This is a genomic window from Fibrobacter sp. UWEL, assembly GCF_900142535.1.
In the GTDB taxonomy this organism is placed as follows: Bacteria; Fibrobacterota; Fibrobacteria; order Fibrobacterales; family Fibrobacteraceae; genus Fibrobacter.
In genome coordinates this window covers 1-18868 of sequence record NZ_FRBE01000021.1, presented here as the reverse complement: position 1 = coordinate 18868, position 18868 = coordinate 1, and the positions used below count along the sequence as shown (strand labels likewise).

The 18868-nt window shown below is 44.6% G+C and carries 17 protein-coding genes; 10 read left to right on the top strand and 7 right to left on the bottom strand.

The annotated features are described in order from the left end of the window. Nucleotides 1-12 precede the first annotated feature (12 nt). Together BUB59_RS12115 and BUB59_RS12110 are read left to right on the top strand one after the other, a co-directional pair. Nucleotides 13-2427, top strand: coding sequence for a hypothetical protein (locus BUB59_RS12115; RefSeq protein ID WP_073230302.1), 2415 nt, complete (start codon nt 13-15; stop codon nt 2425-2427). A gap of 190 nt (nt 2428-2617) precedes the next feature. After that, nucleotides 2618-4057 (top strand): right-handed parallel beta-helix repeat-containing protein, encoded by a 1440-nt coding sequence (locus BUB59_RS12110; RefSeq protein WP_073230299.1) that lies wholly within the window; start codon nt 2618-2620, stop codon nt 4055-4057. Between the two features lie 28 nt (nt 4058-4085). Here BUB59_RS12110 and BUB59_RS12105 read toward each other — a convergent pair whose 3' ends face one another. Then, nucleotides 4086-6656 carry a hybrid sensor histidine kinase/response regulator gene (locus BUB59_RS12105; RefSeq protein WP_083540317.1) on the bottom strand — a complete coding sequence of 857 codons (2571 nt, stop codon included), beginning with the start codon at nt 6654-6656 and terminating at the stop codon, nt 4086-4088. 342 nt (nt 6657-6998) lie between these two features. On the opposite strand from BUB59_RS12105, the gene BUB59_RS12100 reads away from it, so the two are divergent. From BUB59_RS12100 to BUB59_RS12085, 4 genes are all read left to right on the top strand, one after another. Then, a complete protein-coding gene (locus BUB59_RS12100; RefSeq protein WP_073230296.1) occupies nt 6999-7277 on the top strand; it encodes a type II toxin-antitoxin system RelB/DinJ family antitoxin in 279 nt (92 codons plus the stop codon). Between the two features lie 187 nt (nt 7278-7464). Continuing rightward, nucleotides 7465-7980: a hypothetical protein gene (locus tag BUB59_RS12095; RefSeq protein WP_073230295.1), complete on the top strand. Its 516-nt coding sequence runs from the start codon at nt 7465-7467 to the stop codon at nt 7978-7980. Between the two features lie 256 nt (nt 7981-8236). Next, nucleotides 8237-9172, top strand: a complete 936-nt coding sequence (locus tag BUB59_RS12090; protein ID WP_083540315.1) for an FISUMP domain-containing protein — start codon at nt 8237-8239, stop codon at nt 9170-9172. 8 nt (nt 9173-9180) lie between these two features. Next, entirely contained in the window at nt 9181-9819 is a 639-nt protein-coding gene (locus BUB59_RS12085; RefSeq protein WP_073230292.1) for a hypothetical protein, read from the top strand. Nucleotides 9820-9823: 4 nt separating this feature from the next. Here the strand turns inward: BUB59_RS12085 and BUB59_RS15385 are convergent, their stop codons facing one another. The 5 genes from BUB59_RS15385 to BUB59_RS12065 form a co-directional block, all read right to left on the bottom strand. Further along, nucleotides 9824-9976 carry a hypothetical protein gene (locus BUB59_RS15385; RefSeq protein ID WP_159433370.1) on the bottom strand — a complete coding sequence of 51 codons (153 nt, stop codon included), beginning with the start codon at nt 9974-9976 and terminating at the stop codon, nt 9824-9826. Continuing rightward, complete coding sequence (locus BUB59_RS12080) at nt 9973-10389, bottom strand: putative toxin-antitoxin system toxin component, PIN family (protein ID WP_073230290.1); 417 nt, start codon at nt 10387-10389, stop codon at nt 9973-9975. The genes BUB59_RS15385 and BUB59_RS12080 overlap by 4 nt, the downstream gene beginning before the upstream one ends. 17 nt (nt 10390-10406) lie before the next feature. Continuing rightward, nucleotides 10407-10700 carry a type II toxin-antitoxin system RelB/DinJ family antitoxin gene (locus tag BUB59_RS12075; protein ID WP_073230288.1) on the bottom strand — a complete coding sequence of 98 codons (294 nt, stop codon included), beginning with the start codon at nt 10698-10700 and terminating at the stop codon, nt 10407-10409. A 116-nt stretch (nt 10701-10816) separates the two neighbouring features. After that, nucleotides 10817-11977 (bottom strand): hypothetical protein, encoded by a 1161-nt coding sequence (locus tag BUB59_RS12070; RefSeq protein ID WP_234980044.1) that lies wholly within the window; start codon nt 11975-11977, stop codon nt 10817-10819. A 71-nt stretch (nt 11978-12048) separates the two neighbouring features. Then, nucleotides 12049-13146 (bottom strand): hypothetical protein, encoded by a 1098-nt coding sequence (locus BUB59_RS12065; protein WP_143160374.1) that lies wholly within the window; start codon nt 13144-13146, stop codon nt 12049-12051. 539 nt (nt 13147-13685) lie between these two features. Here BUB59_RS12065 and thrS point away from each other — a divergent pair. Then, the gene (gene thrS / locus BUB59_RS12055) at nt 13686-15623 is read left to right on the top strand and encodes a threonine--tRNA ligase (protein ID WP_073230283.1); all 1938 of its coding nucleotides are present in this window, start codon (nt 13686-13688) and stop codon (nt 15621-15623) included. A 110-nt stretch (nt 15624-15733) separates the two neighbouring features. On the opposite strand, the gene BUB59_RS12050 is transcribed toward thrS, so the two are convergent. After that, nucleotides 15734-16861 (bottom strand): helix-turn-helix domain-containing protein, encoded by a 1128-nt coding sequence (locus BUB59_RS12050; RefSeq protein ID WP_083540314.1) that lies wholly within the window; start codon nt 16859-16861, stop codon nt 15734-15736. A gap of 360 nt (nt 16862-17221) precedes the next feature. Here BUB59_RS12050 and BUB59_RS12045 point away from each other — a divergent pair, with 360 nt between their 5' ends. Genes BUB59_RS12045 through BUB59_RS12035 form a run of 3 tightly spaced genes read left to right on the top strand, consistent with a single transcriptional unit; the run spans nt 17222 to nt 18697 of the window. Next, nucleotides 17222-17905 (top strand): DUF4417 domain-containing protein, encoded by a 684-nt coding sequence (locus BUB59_RS12045; protein WP_073230280.1) that lies wholly within the window; start codon nt 17222-17224, stop codon nt 17903-17905. Next, nucleotides 17898-18329, top strand: a complete 432-nt coding sequence (locus BUB59_RS12040) for a hypothetical protein (protein ID WP_073230279.1) — start codon at nt 17898-17900, stop codon at nt 18327-18329. The genes BUB59_RS12045 and BUB59_RS12040 overlap by 8 nt, the downstream gene beginning before the upstream one ends. 2 nt (nt 18330-18331) lie before the next feature. After that, the gene (locus BUB59_RS12035) at nt 18332-18697 is read left to right on the top strand and encodes a hypothetical protein (protein WP_073230278.1); all 366 of its coding nucleotides are present in this window, start codon (nt 18332-18334) and stop codon (nt 18695-18697) included. Nucleotides 18698-18868 lie beyond the last annotated feature (171 nt).

Sequence of the window (18868 nt, the reverse complement as noted above, 5' to 3'; positions counted from 1 at the left end):
GGAGAAGAACAAATGAAAAATAAAATCATTTGCGGTGCAGCCGCATTGCTATTACCCACCATCGCTTTAGCAGACCCTCCCAAGATCTCCACTAGGCTTCCCCAGCAAGATCCTACCACCAAGTGCTACCAGATTAGCAACATAGGTGAACTCTACGGTTTTGCCGCCCTAGTCGAAGAAGGCATCGATGGAGCCGAAAAAGACCCCACCGCCTGCGGTGTATTGACCAAGGACATCGTAGTCAATAAAAACCTCCTCACCGCATCCGGCGACGTCAACGAAGAAAACGACTTCATCTCCTGGATTCCCATCCATAATTTCAAAGGATCCTTCCACGGTGCAGGCCACACCATCAGCGGCCTTTACCTGAACGGGAACGAGTATCAAAAAGCAGGCCTTTTCGCCAATATTTACGGCAACGTGGTCATTGACTCCCTGGGCATCGTCGACTCCTACTTCAACAACACCAACGTAGGTGGCACTACAGGAAGTTTTGTAGGCCTTATGGAAGAACACTCTTCCCTGTCCATGAACGAATGTTACAACGAAGCAAGCATCAATAGTAAAGCAGCTGCAGCCGGTCTCGTGGGAGAAGCTTACGAATATACCAACATCAACATGAACGGATCCCACAATTCCGGAAACATCATTTCAACTTCAGCTGGCGGCCTTGTAGGACACACCCAGGGAAACCTCCGCGTTACCAACAGCTATAACACCGGAAATGTATACGTTACCACAGGTTATGTAGGCGGTATCGCAAGCTATGTCTATGACAACGCATACATCGCCAATTCCTACAACACAGGCGATATCACCTCCCAGAAGGGTGACGCAGCCTGCATTGTCGGTTACATCAAGAAATTTGCCCATCTGATTAACGTCTACAGCAGCGGAAACCTTTCTGCACCCAATCAACACGGCGCCGCCAAAAGCTTTTTTAACGGTTTCAATGTCTCTGTCGAAATCGTAAACGCATTCAGCGCCCATGTCTGCCCCGCAAGCGAAATCGATTGCGACAAGCCTAACGCCACTCCGGAAGAAATCGCCGACGGCACCATCTACAAGAAGTTTATCAGTTCCAATTACGAAGGCGTAGACGCTTCCGTCTGGAAGCAGGGCGAATCCGACACGCACCCCACACTGAGCAAGGGAACTGCCGCAAGCCTCACCCTGGACACCAAGGGCGGCGAGCTGGGCTATATCTTGAACTACTACGTTCCGGGAATCACATCTCCCCTTCCCTCCGCCACACGTAAAGGTTACATCTTTACGGGCTGGAGCGAAAGCGAAGATGCTTCTGCAGCAAAGTTCACTACCCTTGATCACAAGGCTACTGGCGCCAAGATTCTTTACGCCAACTGGATGGAACAGAAGGCTCCCGCAGTGAAGAACGATTGCTACCAGATTGGTACCGTTCCTGAACTTTATGCATTCGCCACCATCGTAAACGAAGGCCTGGGCGACATTGAAAGAAACATGTCCGCCTGCGGTGAACTGACCGACGACATCGTGATCAACAAGAACATTCTGGATAGCGCCAACCAGCTCATTGGCGACGGCTCCAATCTGGTAGCCTGGAACCCCATCGGCGACGCACGCCTCATTAGCGGCGTGGACTCCGTCATGTACAGCGGAACCTTCAATGGTCACGGCCACACCGTTAGCGGTATTTACGTTAACAGAACCGCTCTTGAAGACGCAGGCCTCTTCGGCTGGGTTCGTAACGGATCCATCGATTCCGTAAACGTTCGCGACTCCTACCTGCGCGCCTTTGAATATGGCGGCGGCATCGCCTCCCGCGCCGAAGGAACCTCCCGCATTTCCAACTCATCCTTCATTGGTGAAATTGACGTGGGCTACCACGCCGGTGGCATCGTAGGCACCGCAGGAAAGTTCGATCCCGAAGACGAAGGCATCACCATCGCTAATGTTTACGCCAAGGGAAATATCAAGGGCGATTCCTATACGGGCGGAATCGTTGGTGTTGGCCTTGATACAAAGATCATCAACGCCTACGTCATTGCCGACATCAAATCCTCGGAAAAAACAGGCGCATACTTCGGCTATTCTCGATATAGCGAAACCAAGAATGTTTTCCAGGCCTCCCTCTGCCTGACTGGCTCAGAATCCGAATGTGAAGACTTAAAAACTTCCTGGAAAGAATTTGAGGACGGCACCGTCGCCCAGCTCCTTCACGACTTCAAGGACGAAGAAAACAGCGTTGACGGATCCATCTGGGGACAAGCCCTCAAGAAGGACCCCTCCCCTGTATTCATCGGCGAAATTATGGAAGCACCTCTGGCCATCACCAAGAAGATCCTTCCCTCTATAAATCCCAGCAGGATTCATGTGCTAGATTTGAAAGGACGTCGTGTAAACAAGGCCGCAAATGTAGGCCGTTACTTCACCAAATTCGGCAAGTAAATACGCAGTCATTTAAGCGAAAAACGCTAAAATCGTAAAAATACCACAAACGGGCCTAGTTTGTGGTATTTTTTTGAGAACATTTTACACATTATTTTGCTTTATTTATTGAGGGAAAGAGATTTTTTATCTATATTCATTTTGAGAAACATTTTGAGAACATTCAAAATTTAATTCTCAAGAGGTGTTTATGGATAATTTGGCTATCAAACTGACTATTTTCGCATCTGCAATTTGCGTTTCCGCATTTGCAGCAAACAAGAATCTCACTCCGAAAGACGATTTCGTCACCGCCATGACAAACGCAACGGCAGGCGACACACTGTTCTTTGAAGCAGGAACTTACAAGGTTCCCTACACCCAAGGCGCCAAGAATACAATCGTCCTGAAAAAGTCAGGCACCGCCGACAAGCCCATCGTGTTTTACGCCCAAGGCCACGCCAAGGCCATCATCGACTTTCAGTTCCCCGAACTGACTTACGTTCAGGACTCTTACGGATTGAGCATGACCGGCAGCTACTACGAACTCCACGGAATCGGAATCACTCGCGCTGGTTACCAGGGGGCCTATGTCACCGGATCCTATAATTCCTTCATCAACTGCGCTTTTTTTGAAAACCGCAACTCCGGTCTCGAAATCAACAAGGGTGGCAACCACACTCTGGTCGAGAACGTTGACTCTTACCGCAATTACGACCCCAAGAAAAAGGGCGGCATGGCAGACGGATTCGCCAGCAAGCAGACTCAAGGCGCCGGAAACGTTTTCCGCGGATGTCGCGCCTGGGAAAATTCTGACGACGGTTTTGACTTTTTCGACTCTCCGGATAGCGTCATGGTTTACGATTCCTGGACCTTCCGCAATGGAATTAATGTATTCGGATATCCCGATTCCCTTTGGGACGTAAACGGCAACGGCTTCAAGATGGGCGGAAACAGCAAGCAGGCAAACCATCGTTGCACCCGCTGCATTGCCTTCGACAATCTTGCGAAAGGCTTTGACCAGAATAATAATTCCGGCGGCATCACCGTGGAACAGAGCATCGGATACCGCAACGGAATCAACTACGGCATGGGCGGCAAGCTAAACGCAGGCCAGCAGCACCATTTACGTAACAACGTTTCCTACAAGGGAAAATCGGCAGACTCCTTTACCAGCGGGAGCGAACAGACGACCAACGCTTGGGACCTTTCCATTTCTGTGGCCAACTCCGACTTTTTGAGTCTAGATACCAGCCTTGCCCGCGGCCGCGACGCCCAGGGCAACCTCAGCACAGGCAATCTCTTTAAGCTAGCTAGCAGCAGTAAGCTTATCGATAAGGGAACAAACATCGGATACGAATACTCCGGCAAGGCCCCTGATTTGGGACCTTACGAATACGCCGCAACCGCGCAGTCCTCTAGCAGCAGCGCGAAGTCAAGTTCGTCGAGTAGCGTCGCCTCATCCAGCAGTCAAGTGACGGAAATTTCTTCTAGCAGCGAAGTCGTGGAGTCATCTTCCAGCTGTGAAGCGACCCTCCGGATCAATCGTCCGGAAACCGCTCGTATCAACCTCCGCGGGAAGCAGCATTTCAATGCTCTAGGTAAAAAAGTGAAGGGAGCAGAACGTTACCGCATCACCTTCACGAATTAGCTTCTAGGCGATTTATTCGCCAACTGTTCTAAGAAATCGCAATCTTAATATGGTCCACGGTTTCCTTGTACAAGTCCATGCACTGACGATGATTCTTTTCCACAAAGTCAAAGTCATTATCCTTGCAGGCAAATTCAAGGGCCTTGGCCATTTCCGACAGAATTTTAGCGCCAATGGTCAATGAAGTACTCTTGAGGGCATGTACCGCAACGCGATAGTTTGCGTAATCCTTTGCCTCAAAGAGTTTTTCTATTTCATCCAGGTGATTACAGCCGGAATATTCCTCAAGCATTTCGCGATAGAAGGCTTCGTCATTCATGCAATAGCCCATGCCCACAGCCGCATCCAGGAACTTCAACTTTTCCATCAAGGGTACGTTGGGATTTTCGGCAAGAAGTGGCTTCGGGGCATCCAGAGCGGCAACCTTTTCTTCGCTATACGGAAGAACGAGATCAGCGGGCAAATACTTCTTCAGCACGCTCAACAGCTGGCCTTCGCGAATAGGCTTCGTCACGTAATCGCTAAAGCCTTCCTTCAGGTACATTTCCTTCGCGCCCATCACGGCGTTGGCGGTAAGCATGATGACAGGAATCTTCCCATCAGCATACTGAGGCATTTCCCGCAACTTATGGAACGTTTCCACACCATCCATTTCGGGCATCATGTGGTCCAGCAGGATTAAATCATAAGTTCTATCCCGAGCTAAATCTAGCGCAACACGGCCAGACATGGCAGAATCAACCTGCGCCTTCGTCACCTTCAGCAACCCTCTGGCCACCTTCAAGTTCATATCCACATCGTCTACCACAAGAATTTTTGCATCGGGAGCGAGGAACTTCAGGTCAACTTCTTCGCCAAGAGCCACATAGGACTTATAGCGATCTTCAAACTTTCCAATCGGCTCATGCAACAACACCGTCTGTAGAACCGTAAATTCAAACGTAGAGCCTTCGCCATAAACGCTATCGACCTTAAGTTCGCCGCCCATCATATCCACAAGGGTTTTCACCAGATTGAGGCCAAGGCCAGAGCCCTCAATGTTTCTATTGCGGTTTTCGTCTAGACGCTGGAAGGTGTTAAACAGTTTCTTGAAATCTTCTTCCTTGATGCCAATGCCCGTATCAGTAACCTTCACACAAATTTCAACAGAGGCCGACGGAGATTTTTTGGATACTGAAAGTTCCTTGTAGCCGACCTCAAAGGTTATCTTTCCCTTTTCCGTATACTTAATGGCATTAGAGAGCAGATTATTCATGATCTGGCGCAAACGAACTTCATCCCCAAACAGTACAGAAGGAATGTTCGGATCCACCTTTATTTCAAAATCCAAGCTCTTGGCTTTCGCTCTGGGGCTTGCAATGCTGTAGCAATCATTCAGCACCGAGAACAATTCATAGCGCGCATTCACCAACTGCATCTTTCCAGATTCAATCTTGGAAATATCCAGGATGTCGTTTACCAAGGCCAGCAAGGCATGGCTTGCACTTTGAATATTTTGGGAATACTCACGAATATTGGGATCACCGCATTCACGCATCAAAATAGTGTTCATGCCGATAATGCCATTGATCGGAGTTCTGATTTCGTGGCTCATGTTGGCAAGGAAAGTGCTCTTGGCGCGGCTGGAATTCAGAGCCCTCACGCGATTACGATAGCTGGAGGTACTGAATACAAATAGAATAACGAAGATGATTAACGAAATAAAGATATTCCGTTTCATGGTAGCATGGACAGCTTCGTAGAATTTTTCCTCGTCCACCACCATGGCCACATACCAATTTTCGTTGGAAATAGAGCTGAATACAATTCTCTTTTCGCCTGTAGATGAGACAAACTCAAAAACCTGTTCATGGGCAAGCAACAATTGGCGAACCAAATTTTCATTATCCGTTCCGCTGTATTCAGGAGACAGATAGTTCTTCATCAGCTGCGTTGAATCCGAGTGAGCCACAACGGAGCCGTCCGGATCCACAACCAGAACAAAGTCAAGACCATCCGTAGTTTTTGAAGACACGTAGGTCTCCAACTCATCCATGAACATGTCAATGGCAATGACGCTATGCTTATCCGAAAGTCGCTGGCTCAAGGAAAGAACCAAGCGTCCCGTCTGAGAATCCAGATAAGGAGCACCCACGGCAACTTCGCCTCGAGCCCTAAATGCGTCCTGGAACCAAGGACGTTTCGTAGGTTCGTAGTCCGAATCAGGAACCCAGCCCACGCCATCAATGTAGGTTTCATTGATATAGCCATACAGGCCGGTAAAGGACGTATCGATATTCGCCTTGTACTTTTCCGATTGATACCTGATCAAGGATTCCAGTTCCTTGACCGAAGACTTGCGATCCATGAGGTATTCTACGTTCTGGGTGGTAGTCTCCAGAGTGCGCCTTGCATTTACCACATAATTATTCAATCGCTCTGCCGTTTCCGCAACAGATTTATTTCCAATCTTAAGCAAGTCTTCCTTCGCCATATTGCTAAAAGACTGGAAAGTAATGGTCAAGATAAAGACCAACGCCAGAAATGTTAGAATCAAGGTGACTACATAAACCAAGAACATTCTCGTTCTTGCATTCTTAGCACTAAAATCCTGCTTCATAAAACTAAGTTCTCCAGCCCTTCCAAGGCATCCTGTTCCACCAAACAGACCAAATGTAACAAAGTAATAATTACACCCAGCACGCGGTGAACGTTACGAGAGGAGAAAAAAGAGTCCAAAAATCAGCCTTCAAGGCTAATCAGATAAAGCGGACAAGAGGAATTAAGTACATGGTGATAAAATAAATAATTTGGGTCATGGGATACACACCATTCCCATGACACAAACCATAACATTTTCATCAAAAATGACGGAAAACAGTCCTATCATGTCTAAAGGAGTTGACTTTTGAACAATTTTAAATTACATTGTAATCACAACGTACCGCATAAGAGGTTTATTTTGGCAAATGCAGTTCTACAGATCCGTACTGACGCCGATGTCAAGGCGAAGTGCGACGAACTGTTCAAGGACTTGGGCATTACCATTTCCGATGCGGTAAACATGTTCCTGCGCCAGTGCCTGATCCACGAAGGTTTGCCCATGGAAATCAAGCGCCAGCGCCCCAACACAGCAACACCGCAAGCACTCGCCGAAGCAAAGCAGTTGGAGCAAGACCCAAACAAAAAAGTCTACTCCAATTTCCAGGAACTGCTCAGCGAGGTGCAATCAGATGCGTAACATCGTCGCTACGAACCAGTTCAAAAAAGACTTAAAGCTCGCCATCAAACGCCACATGGATATTAACCTGCTAAACCAGGTCAGAACAGGTTCCCATTCGGACTTATTCAAGAAGTAGGTGTAGCCACGTTTTTGTCATTTTATGTCCTAGTTCTGAAATTATATTTAATCAGGACGAGGTTGCAACATGTTTCAAGCATTCATCATATTGCTATGCACACTAATTTCCCTTTCCTTTGGAAGAGGAGATAATTCTGCCGCAGTGCACGTAAATTACGGAGCTATCGACGCCGAAGTTTCCGGTACAGTAAATGTCAACGAAAAAAGCTTTGGTGAAAAAATTGGCGACCAGCTAGAAGAACGCGTTAGATACTACGAAGAACGTTTTGGTACCGACAAAGCCTGGAGTATGGCGTTAAAGGAAATTGCGCAACAAGCAAAGATTTCTCCCATACAGGCTTACACCGCTTATTACCATGACCGGTGTCAAGAAAACCGACTGACCCCAACAGAAATCAAAGCAAAAGCGCAAAAAATAATCAACGGAAAGACAATCAAAAACGACCCATTTGATATCTTCTTTGAGCCTTCCATAAAAGTCACAAAGGACAATTCCATCGCAATTTCCATCAGGACCAACATGCCGGAAGAGATGTACCTTCATCTGGAACTTTTGAACGAAAAGGAAAATATTTCCTTCTGATTATTCCGGAATACTTTGAGCCATCAGTCCGGTGTCAGAGAGCCAGTGTTCCGGAGAAAGAGAGCCATAGCTATTAGCAAGGAAAGCTTATGGCAGGATAAAACTAGATGTTGGTCATTCAAAGCATTGCGTGTGCCTTTAAACTGATTGTAGGCAGGCGGCTCGCGCGAATAGGCTTATAAAATCCCGCGCGGTCCCAACATACTGTATTTGACCAAACAAATGAGCTATAAACAGGTGGCTCCACAGGTCCGGAATGATGGCTCCCATTTTTCCGGACTGGCGGCTCCGCCGCTCCGGAATAATCACCTTCAAAGCAGAATCAGTCTATGTACGTAACGGAGAACTGAAGATGGAGATTTCGGCACCATCCATAAAAAAGGGTCAGTATTTTCTAAATATTTCCGATGACTCCCCCGCGTGTTTCTACTACCAATATGGTTTTGAGAATTCCCAACAAAAAGATCTCTGCGGCAAGTACACCTTTGACAACAAATTCACATGCAGAAAGAATCTTCATGCAAAGAAAATCAAGTCCATAAATATCACCAAGGAGCTAACCAGCCCTATAAATGAATTTCAGATTTCAAAAAACGACAAGAAAAAAGTTTTACAGCAAATGCCAGACATTATCGACAGTCGCGACAATCAAGCCTACAAAGCCGTAAAAATCGGCAAGCACACTTGGATGGCCCAAAATTTAAATTACCCCACAGCAAACAGCCTATGTTACGACAATAGCGAAGCAAATTGCAAGAAATACGGCAGGCTTTACGACCATGAAGAAGCCTTAACAGTATGCCCAGCAGGGACACACTTACCCTCTATGGACGAATTCAACGACCTTTACGAAACCGTTCATGGGAAAGATACCAAAAAAGGAATCATTGACGACAAGTCATGGAAATATACAAAGGGAAGCAACGAATACGGATTTAGCGCAAAACCCGCAGGAAGTGGCTCAAAAACGAAAAGGACCGGACTTGATGCTTTATTGAAAAAAGACAAATATGATTTCGACTTCCGAGATCTCGGGGAATCGACATTCTTCTGGAGCAAAGACAAAGCCCGCAACGGCCATGATGTTCAATGCATGTACTTGGGAAGTTCGCCTTATCGGGAATACGACCACATTTCATTAGATCGTTGCGACACAGACCGCAATCGTTCGGTACGCTGCGTAAAAGATTAGGAGGAATTATGTATTTACACGCATCTGCAATATTTTTTGCGATTTCCGCCTACCTCTTTTACATTCCCCTTTTTCTCTATTGTGTCTCCATCACGGATTATCCAATACCCGTAACTATTATCGGAATCTTCATAGGATGGCTAATATACAAGTGCTCATGCGCAATAAACATTTGGAACGACGTTTCAAACGCAACGCAAACAACAAGTTCGTCACACGAGACCATGAAACTCGGAAAAGCCGTTAGACTTGCTTTTAAGCATAGAGCTATTTGGAGCGGATTCAAGGCAACTACTGGCGAAATCTGCGTCCAAATTGAAGTTCAAGTTGACGAAAAATTTATGAATTATCTTGCAGAAACCGTGGTAACCAGAAAGAACCATCCTGCATTTAGACCCAATCGAACTCGTAACGAGCTAAAGCCCAAAAGCAAATTATCAATTCAACACTTTTACAACCTTCAACAAAAAAGTGACAAGGTGTACTTTAAAATGCAGCTAATACCCCATGCACGAGCCCACTCCATAGGATATTGGAGCTATTCTCACGGCTTTGATTACGGCTACATTGGACTGGTTAATGATTCGACAAAAATCAACGATCTTCTTACTTGGGAAGATATTTTAAACTACATCTACCCGCAGTAAAAAATCACTGCCAGATTTTGGATATTTTTTCTGCGTCAGGCAGTTCTTTTGATTTTGTATTTAAAACGTCGGCAATACTAACATCAGTCACATCGTTATCCCGACGCCATTCCTCAAGCGCTTCAAGAAATGGTTTCTGTTTATCGGTCTTTTTCATAATCCCTCCTTCGCCAAAATTTCTAGGAATTCTCTAGGCGTTACAACGAACGGGACTCCTGGAAAATGCTTGGTATTACCGGTCACTAGTGACGCATCTTTATCTCTACAGGCTAGTGCCACATCATAGAATACAACATCCTTCGGATCAGGAAGTTCTACGCCGCTTTCAGGAGCATCTACATTGATGCTCAATCTTTGAATGCTATCCAAAGTCCGATTAATCGCAATCTCATCAAGATGGAACTTTGGTCTAGAAAGGACTTCTTTATATTCCGCAAGAATAGCATCATTAACAAGCAATTGCACTTTCCCAGCAAAAAGTTCGTGCATTACCAACATCACAGGAGACAAAGGATTTTTCGTCAACAAAGACGACACAATCACATTGGTATCTACAACGGCATAAACCACAACTAACCCCTAAACAACTACTTTCCAGCACGATATGCTGCGATTTCCGCTTCGATTTCTTCTTCGCTCATACCTGCAGCAGGTCCCTGCTGAGCTTGATTGCGTAATTCCATAAAAGCGTCCCACCCCCTATTCGCACAATATGTCGCGCGAGGTTCACGAACCTCAAAGGGGATTGCTTTTTCCGCCACGGCACGCTTTAGGAAAACGCGAATGGCAGTGGGAAGATCCATTCCCATCTTGTCAAAAAGATCGGCAGCCTCGTTCTTGAGGTCTTCATCCATTCGAATTTGCAATACTGTCGTCGCCATAGTACACCTCACTTATTTTACAACACAAATATAATACAAACCATTACACAAAGCAAGGTTTACACTCCCCTTGTAATCAGGGAATCTCTTTCGGAGCAACTCAATAAACTATGTCGTCAATCATATTCCCGGCAGACCTTATCAATTTTCTTCAGAACGCGTTCCACCTTCTTGGAGTTTTCCTTTGAAGAATTCTTATAGATGTCTTCAAAAACTTGGTAGGTCGCTTTCGTAATCACATCATCAAGAGTAAAGTGGTCCGGAATCAAGTACGAAAGGAATTTTTCATAGGGCAGACCAAAGGAAACATCAATCAACCTGTTGTCATGATAAATGTAATCCCAGGAGGAGTAGGTGGTATCCAGGACTAGCTTCGAGCCTTCAACATGACCCACTAGAAAATCTTCCTTGAACATTCTGTCCGGAGAGAAACACTTCCCTTGTTTTTTCGCAGTTATCGTATAGAATGGTTTCCCAAATTTTTGATCATACATCCAGAACGGATCATTTACCGCCTTGGATTCTTTAGCACACATGAAGTCATCGCAATTATCACGTCGTTTAAACACATATCTTGGTGCAAAGTTTATTTCACAAAAACCATTATGCTGAACAGACTTCCAAACGGTTCCAAGAGCAACGTAATCCCTTTTTAGCGAATCAATCCTTATTGCTGTTCTAGCTTTTAACGCATTTTCAAATTGTTCAATCTGCTTCGGAGATTTCTTAAGATCCTTAAGATATTCACGGAATGTCGCAACAGACACGTCAATAAGGGAATCATTATTCATCCAGCTTTCATAGGGTGTATTCCGCATAAACATGAAGGATGTTTCTGAGAAATCCAGACTATCCGGATGACGAGTGCGAATATCATGGCGGTTGTCGCAGAAATACATGTACTGCCAGAAATTTTCATTATGAGGACCGAGTCTTAACAACGGCTCGTATTCATTTTCAGAAAGAATAGTTTCTCTAGCATTTTCATAAAAAGTGCGCACAAAACTACTGTCCTTGCCATACAAACCATAAAAATAAGACAACCCGTACAAAGATTTACGAGACCATTTCATTTCAAGTTCGTCACCAATCCTAAATTTCTTCATCGAATCTTTAAAGAGGTAAATTATCTTGAAGCAAACAAAATCACCGTCAGGACGTTTCTCAAGTCGGGCCACAGTCAAAGCTTCAAAATCATACCTAGGGTTTTCTATTTCATGACTTTTATTACAGTCCGAGGAGTCGGGATGCAATATACATCCCCAATCATCATGCATAGCACAATACGCACACGTAGCGAGTCCCAATAAAGACAGAGTCAAAAAACATTTTATTCTTGCAAATAAAGTCATTTATAATAATCCTTTGAATAAATATAACCTTTCTTTTTATACCCTTGATCCATCAGTGCACGTTCTAGATAGTATTCATTTTCTTTCTGAGTTTCAAAAAACGATCTTAAATCACTTGCAGGAAGATTCAACAATCGTTCCATTAAAAACTGCATCTGATGAGCATCTACTTCAGTCAATATATTCTTCTCTACAAGTTTCGAAGACCAAGCAGTCTGTGTTTTTTGCCAAATATGCCTTAATTCATGCAAGAAAAGAGTCCTCAGCATCTTTGAATATGACAAAATTTCAGGACCGTTGCCAACAATCTTTCCCAAATTCATATTGATCATCGGACGCTCCAAATCAAAATTTACACCACCACGCACATTATTTTGCGGTCCATATCCATCTGCAATTCTATAAACTCTAATATCAAACGGATAATCTGCAATGTCAGAAATCCAAGAGGCATCTTCTCCATTGCGATGAAGAACATCATACATATCATGCAAAACAACCCCTTTTTCCAAATCGCTCAATCTTCTGGAACTGATCGGTTTATTAGATTGATTCACTTCTTGGACAGTTTCAGTCAGCAGTTCAAAATATCTCTGTCGAGCTTTCCAATTCGCAAGTTGGTTCAAAATATTATTACCAAAAACACCAAATGGGTTAACCTTGCCAGCAAGATAATCTTGATACAAAGAAAAAACTTTGCTTGGAGATGCTTTAGGCCCTGCATAATGAGAACTTTTAGACAATTTATTCGCCATATCAAAAACAGATTGAAGCCTTAGCGACGGACTAATATCAAATGGATTTTTCTTATTGAACAGATAATCGGAAGTCATTCCCGCAAGCATCATATCAGTTGAGATTTTTGGATCATACTTTTGAGCCAAATCAAATCTATAACCGAATTCATCATTGATATCAGAAAGAGTTTCAAGAAGATTCGGAGGCAAAGGGAGTTCTTTATCCAAAGCTATAGATTCTTCCACAGGAAAGACGGTAAATGGTCGTAACCGATCATCATGAAACGCAACATAACGAGATGCCCATTTCGTGGAAGGAATTAGCGTATAAGGGGATTGGAAATCTTCGAAAGGCATTTGATGCTCCTTATGAAATGTTTAACGACTTCAATTCTACTAAACATTTCATGACATTTGTTGTCTTTCAAAGAAAGAATTAATTTATGTGTAATTTACATACAAATTCTTTAATTATAAGGTATATACTATATATACTTTAGTATATATAGTTATACATTATATTAAAGCCCCCCTGAAACCGAATTGTAACATTTTTTTAACATCCTCCTTTTTGGCTCATTGCGTTAGGCCTGCAACCATTTAGAACTTTAGTTCTTAGTGGGCCATGGTCCCCTTTAGGGGAGATGGAAGTGGCAAAGCCATTCGGACTCGCGAAGCGAGGCTGAACGGACGGCGAATTTCATGAGTCGATAACGCGACAGCCCGGCTGCGGGCGTATGCCGCGGCAACGCCTAAAATCGAAAAAAACTGTCCCCAGCCCTATTTTCTCTCGTCTCTCGCCTCTCGTCTCTCGTCTAATTCCTATCTTTGCCCGCACCGTCAGATGTCGTATTTCTGCGGAACCGGGCAAGAACTGCCCAAAAAAGGAAATTATTATGTCTCAAATCAACCTCACCATGCCCGATGGCAGCGTACGTACCGTTGAATCTGGCACCACCGGCCTCGAAGTAGCAAAGAGCATTTCTGAAGGCCTCGCACGCAAGGCTCTCGGCGTGAAGCTGGGCGACAAGGTCCTGGACCTCTCCCGCCCCCTGACCGAAGACGGCGCTTTCAAGATCATCACGACCAACAATGACGATCCGGATTGCTTGATGCTGTTGCGCCACTCCTGCAGCCACGTGATGGCAGAAGCTATCTGCGACCTCTTCCCGGGCACCAAGCTGGCTTACGGTCCCGCAGTTGAAAAGGGTTTCTACTACGATTTGATGACACCGACCCCGCTTCAGCAGTCTGATTTCGAAAAGATCGAAAAGCGCATGAAGGAAATCATCAAGGAAGACCGCCCGTTCACTCGCGTGGTTGTTTCCGGTGAAGAAGGCCTGAAGCGCACCGCTGGCGACAAGTACAAGACCGACAACGCTGAACGCGCTCTGGCTCGCGAAGGCGCTGACGGCACCCTGAGTTTCTATGCAAACGGCGAACCGGGCAAGAACTGGGAAGACCTCTGTGCAGGTCCTCACGTTCCGAGCACTGGCAAGCTGAAGTCCTTCAAGCTGCTCTCCCTCGCAGGTGCATACTGGCACGGCGACCAGAACAGCGACCAGCTGACCCGCGTGTACGGCACCTGCTTTGCCGACAAGGAAGGTCTGGAAACCTATTTGAAGTTCCTTGAAGAAGCCGAAAAGCGCGACCATCGCCGCATCGGTAAGGAAATGGACCTCTACCACATTGAAGACCATTCTCCTGGCATGGTTTTCTGGCACCCGAACGGTACCAAGATGGTCAACGCCCTCAAGGACTACATCCGTGGTAAGATCGACCGCCGCGGTTACCTCGAAGTCATTACTCCGGAAATCGTGAACAAGACTTTGTGGATCAAGTCCGGCCACGCCGACAAGTACAACGAAAACATGTTCAAGACCATGGCTGGCGACGTTGAAATGGCTGTGAAGCCAATGAACTGCCCTTGCCATATCCAGATCTTCAACACTGGCCTCCGCAGCTGGCGTGATCTCCCGATGCGTCTTGCTGAATTCGGTAAGTGCCACCGTTACGAACCTGCCGGTACCATGCACGGTTTGATGCGTGTCCGCGGCTTCGTCCAGGATGACGCTCATATCTTCTGTACTGAAGAACAGATCGCTTCCGAAGTGGCAGACTTCTGCGCTCTCGTGAAGGAAATCTACCACGACTTCGGTTTCGATTCCATCGTGGTGAAGTTCTCCACCCGTCCGGAACGCCGCGTGGGTTCTGACGAACTTTGGGACAAGGCTGAAGCAGCTCTCGAAGAAGCAACCAAGCTGGCTGGCCTCGACTACATCTTGAACCCGGGCGAAGGCGCCTTCTACGGCCCGAAGCTTGAATTCACCCTGAAGGATTCCCTCGGCCGTGATTGGCAGTGCGGTACCATCCAGGTGGACTTCAACCTGCCCCAGCGTCTCGGTGCAGAATATGTCGGTAAGGACAACCAGAAGCACATCCCCGTTATGCTGCACCGCGCAGCCGTGGGTTCCATCGAACGCTTCCTCGGTATTCTTATTGAAGAATTCATGGGCGATTTCCCGCTGTGGCTCGCTCCGGTCCAGGCACGCGTCCTCCCCATCTCCGAAAAGTTCGCTGAATACGCCCACAAGGTGGAACGCGAACTGGTGAACGCCGGCGTCCGCTGCGACATCGACGAATCCAACGAAAAGCTTGGCTACAAGTTCCGTCAGTGCGAACTCCAGAAGGTTCCGTACAAGATCATCGTTGGCGAGAAGGAAATGGCAGAAGGCAAGGTTTCCGTCAACAAGCGTAAGGAAGGCGATAAGGGTCAGATGACCGTCGCTGAATTCCTGGCTATGACCGAAGACGATCGCAAGGTTGTTCGTTAATTGGCAGGCGTCATCCTCGCGAAAGCGAGGATTTCACTGAACTAGCATTACAAAAGTCCTCGAAGTTTTTCTTCGAGGACTTTTCAATTTTCTTGTCCAAAATAGACATTCTAAAAAGGGAGCGAGTTCTCTGAAGACTCATCCATTTTTTCACACCATTTTTCAAGAGATACTCTCTTCCAATTTAAAAGTTCAGCTGCTTTCGCCGACGAAATCTTTTCGGTTCTACACAAAGTCACAACAATATCACGGAAAAAAGGATCTTCAAAGCGATACAGCGTTTCACTCAAGGCATATGGTTCAAAGTGATTTTTAAACGAGACATTATTTTTATTCGCATACATCGCTTGAAATTTTTTTGTCACCGCAGAATACTGTTCCGAAATACCATACCTATTGCAATACTGGTGCAAAACCGTCCCATAGCTCACTTTATAAATCTGTTTAATTTTCAGCACAGCATCTATAAACGAGAATCCATGTGTTTCTTTTACCTTTTCGTAAACAATTTCTTGAGGGCACAGCAACTCGCCCGCAAATAAATTCGCCTCACCTTCTTCAGTTGAGTTTTTCTCTTCCATCGTTTCAGAACTTTTGAAAGTATCCTTATGCAAAAGGATGTGTCCAAGCTCATGAGCTATAGTAAAAATTTTTCGTTCTACAGATTCAATAGAACTATTCAAAATTATCGCTGGCCCACCATCGTTTGCCGCAACCGAGGCGCCATAGGTTTTTGAGTATTTGAAATCAAAATGAAAAAACTTAACACCTATTTTCGAAACCAACTCACAAATATCTAAAATAGGAGCACTTTGAGAGAATCCTAGTCTCTCCCTTACAACATGCGCAGCCTCAATGGGATTATCAAATTTTTCATTAGAAAACAAAAAAACATTTCCTTTTTCCGCAAACCGCTCAATTTTTAAGTATTCCTGTATTTTGTCATATGTCGAATAGAGCAAATCTTCTCGGAAAGCCCTCTCCTTAGCAGTAAGAGCATACAAAGATCGGAAACGAAAATTTTCAAAAGAGGGTTTTTCAGAAAAGAGTTGAGACATTGAGACATTCAACTTATCTGCGATTTTCTGTATAATGGAAATACGCGGATCAGACTTGTCATTGAGGCAATTGGAAAGAGTCGTCGCACTGATTTCAGCAGCCTGAGCCAACGAGGGTATAGTCCAATTACCAAGCTTCATATAACGACGAATATTTTCGCTCAACACTGATTGTTCCATTTTTCACCTCAAACACAAAAATACACTATTTGCTAATAAATTTCAATAAAAAAGCAAAGCAATTCACAAATTTTTACAAAAGACTGTAAAAAACAAAACAATCAAAAGCACAAAAACACACTAATCAGAAAATCTTAATTAAAAAAGTTTCATTTCACCCTTGACACAAGAGTTTTCTAGTTGTATATTATCCATCGTGGGACATGTTGTCCCCATTGACCCAAAAGGGAAGCGCCCCAGAGTTCTGAACCAACTCCGAGGCGCAGTCGAGATTTCGCTATAGACGACCTCGAGCATCTCGTAATATAGCATAATTTTCCCTAACATTCAATTATCAGGATAATTTGCCTAGGGTAAATTATGGTTTTAAGACATAAAACAAATCTATTCCAGCTCTACTCTGAGCTATACAACGAACTACGAAAGCACAAAATCAGCTTTTCTAAAAGCGGATTTCCTCGCTTCAAAAAGTCGTTTTTCGTACACAAAAAACCATCCGAAATACTCCCCTTTCGAAATCGGTTGCAAAGCAGAAATAAAAGTACGACTGCATTATGCACATTTTGTGACGATGAGTTCATTTACCCTCGTCTAAAAAAACTTAAGGAAGATTTACCCATATACAAAGAATATTACGCCATGGTCGTTTTCGACTTAAGTCCCCGAGTCGAATGGAAAACCGAACAGCAACGTTTTAACATATGTCTAAACCAGATGGCTGCAATTTATTTGGCAATCAACGGGGTTAAGCTTATCGGAAACTTTCGTACTGGAGATCACTCTACTTATAGCGCCCTGCGCAGTTATCCTAACGGAACGCCATTCTACATAGGTACGCTTGGTTGCATAAAGAAAAAAGATCCTAGCGATATTTTCTGCTTTGAACAAAAAATCCTTCTAAGTCGCCCCAAAGAATGCTGGCTATACGGAAATGAAAACAAACAAATCACCAGTATCCTAAAGGAAAATAACATAAAATACGAGGTGTTTAAAGATTACAGAACAAAATCCTTTGCAAAAAATCCGGAGGGCGTAAATGTCTGATACAAAACACGATTACAGAGTCAAGGTATTTATGCAAAAAGTCAAAGGGTTCTTTTCTAGAGGGTTAGACAAAATCTTTGAACGAGCAAGAAAAGAAGCCTCCCAATACAAAGAAAATTGGCAAACAGTAAACCTAAATTCATTTGTAGAAAAATTCGCTCCTGGAGCAAAAGGTGAAATTAGCGAAGATGGCCGTAAGATATACTACAACAACAAGGAAAATAGCTTACGGGTCATAACTGATGTTGTCGGAGGATTCTGTAGATTAGTGGACACTTCGAAAACAGGTAAAGAACGTTTTCTCGACATCAACGGGAAGGATGCAAGAAATTATATTAACGAGAAAGGAAAAACGCAAGGCCGATCTCGCGATCAATTCAATGAAGCAACGCATTTTAGAATTCTAAAAAGGAAGGAGATGTGATTATGCAAAAAAACAATAATCCTTTACACTACATGCTTGTCCCCCTCAACAAACAGGCTCTTGAGGTTGATATGGAGCAAAACGGTGACCCTTGCACAGGAAATTTTAAAGAATGGTCTCTAACAGAAACTCAAACTTGCGCGTTAACAAACACTCTATTCTTTGACTTCTGCGAAAAGTTTGACATTTTCATTGATATCGGTGAGGATAGAATTCTTAAGCAAGAATTCATCTCTGAAGCACTAAACATGGCAAAAGAATTTGAGCAATACTGTACAAAGGAATATCAGAAAGATGCCGTAAAAAAGGTTGTGGAAGCGTTAGAATTCGCAACTTCAACAAATATGCCCGTATGGTTCTGGTTCTAAAATGGCAGAAAACTATTGCTACCAGAAATTTCTTAATCTAAAGGACACTGAGTCCATTAGACTTAAGGATTTACATGGCGATTTCTAATCGCTAACGCATAATGTTGAACTTTTTCAAAAGATACTCATTTGGTGTTAGGTAGTCAAGCCTTTTTCTTGGTCTATTGTTCA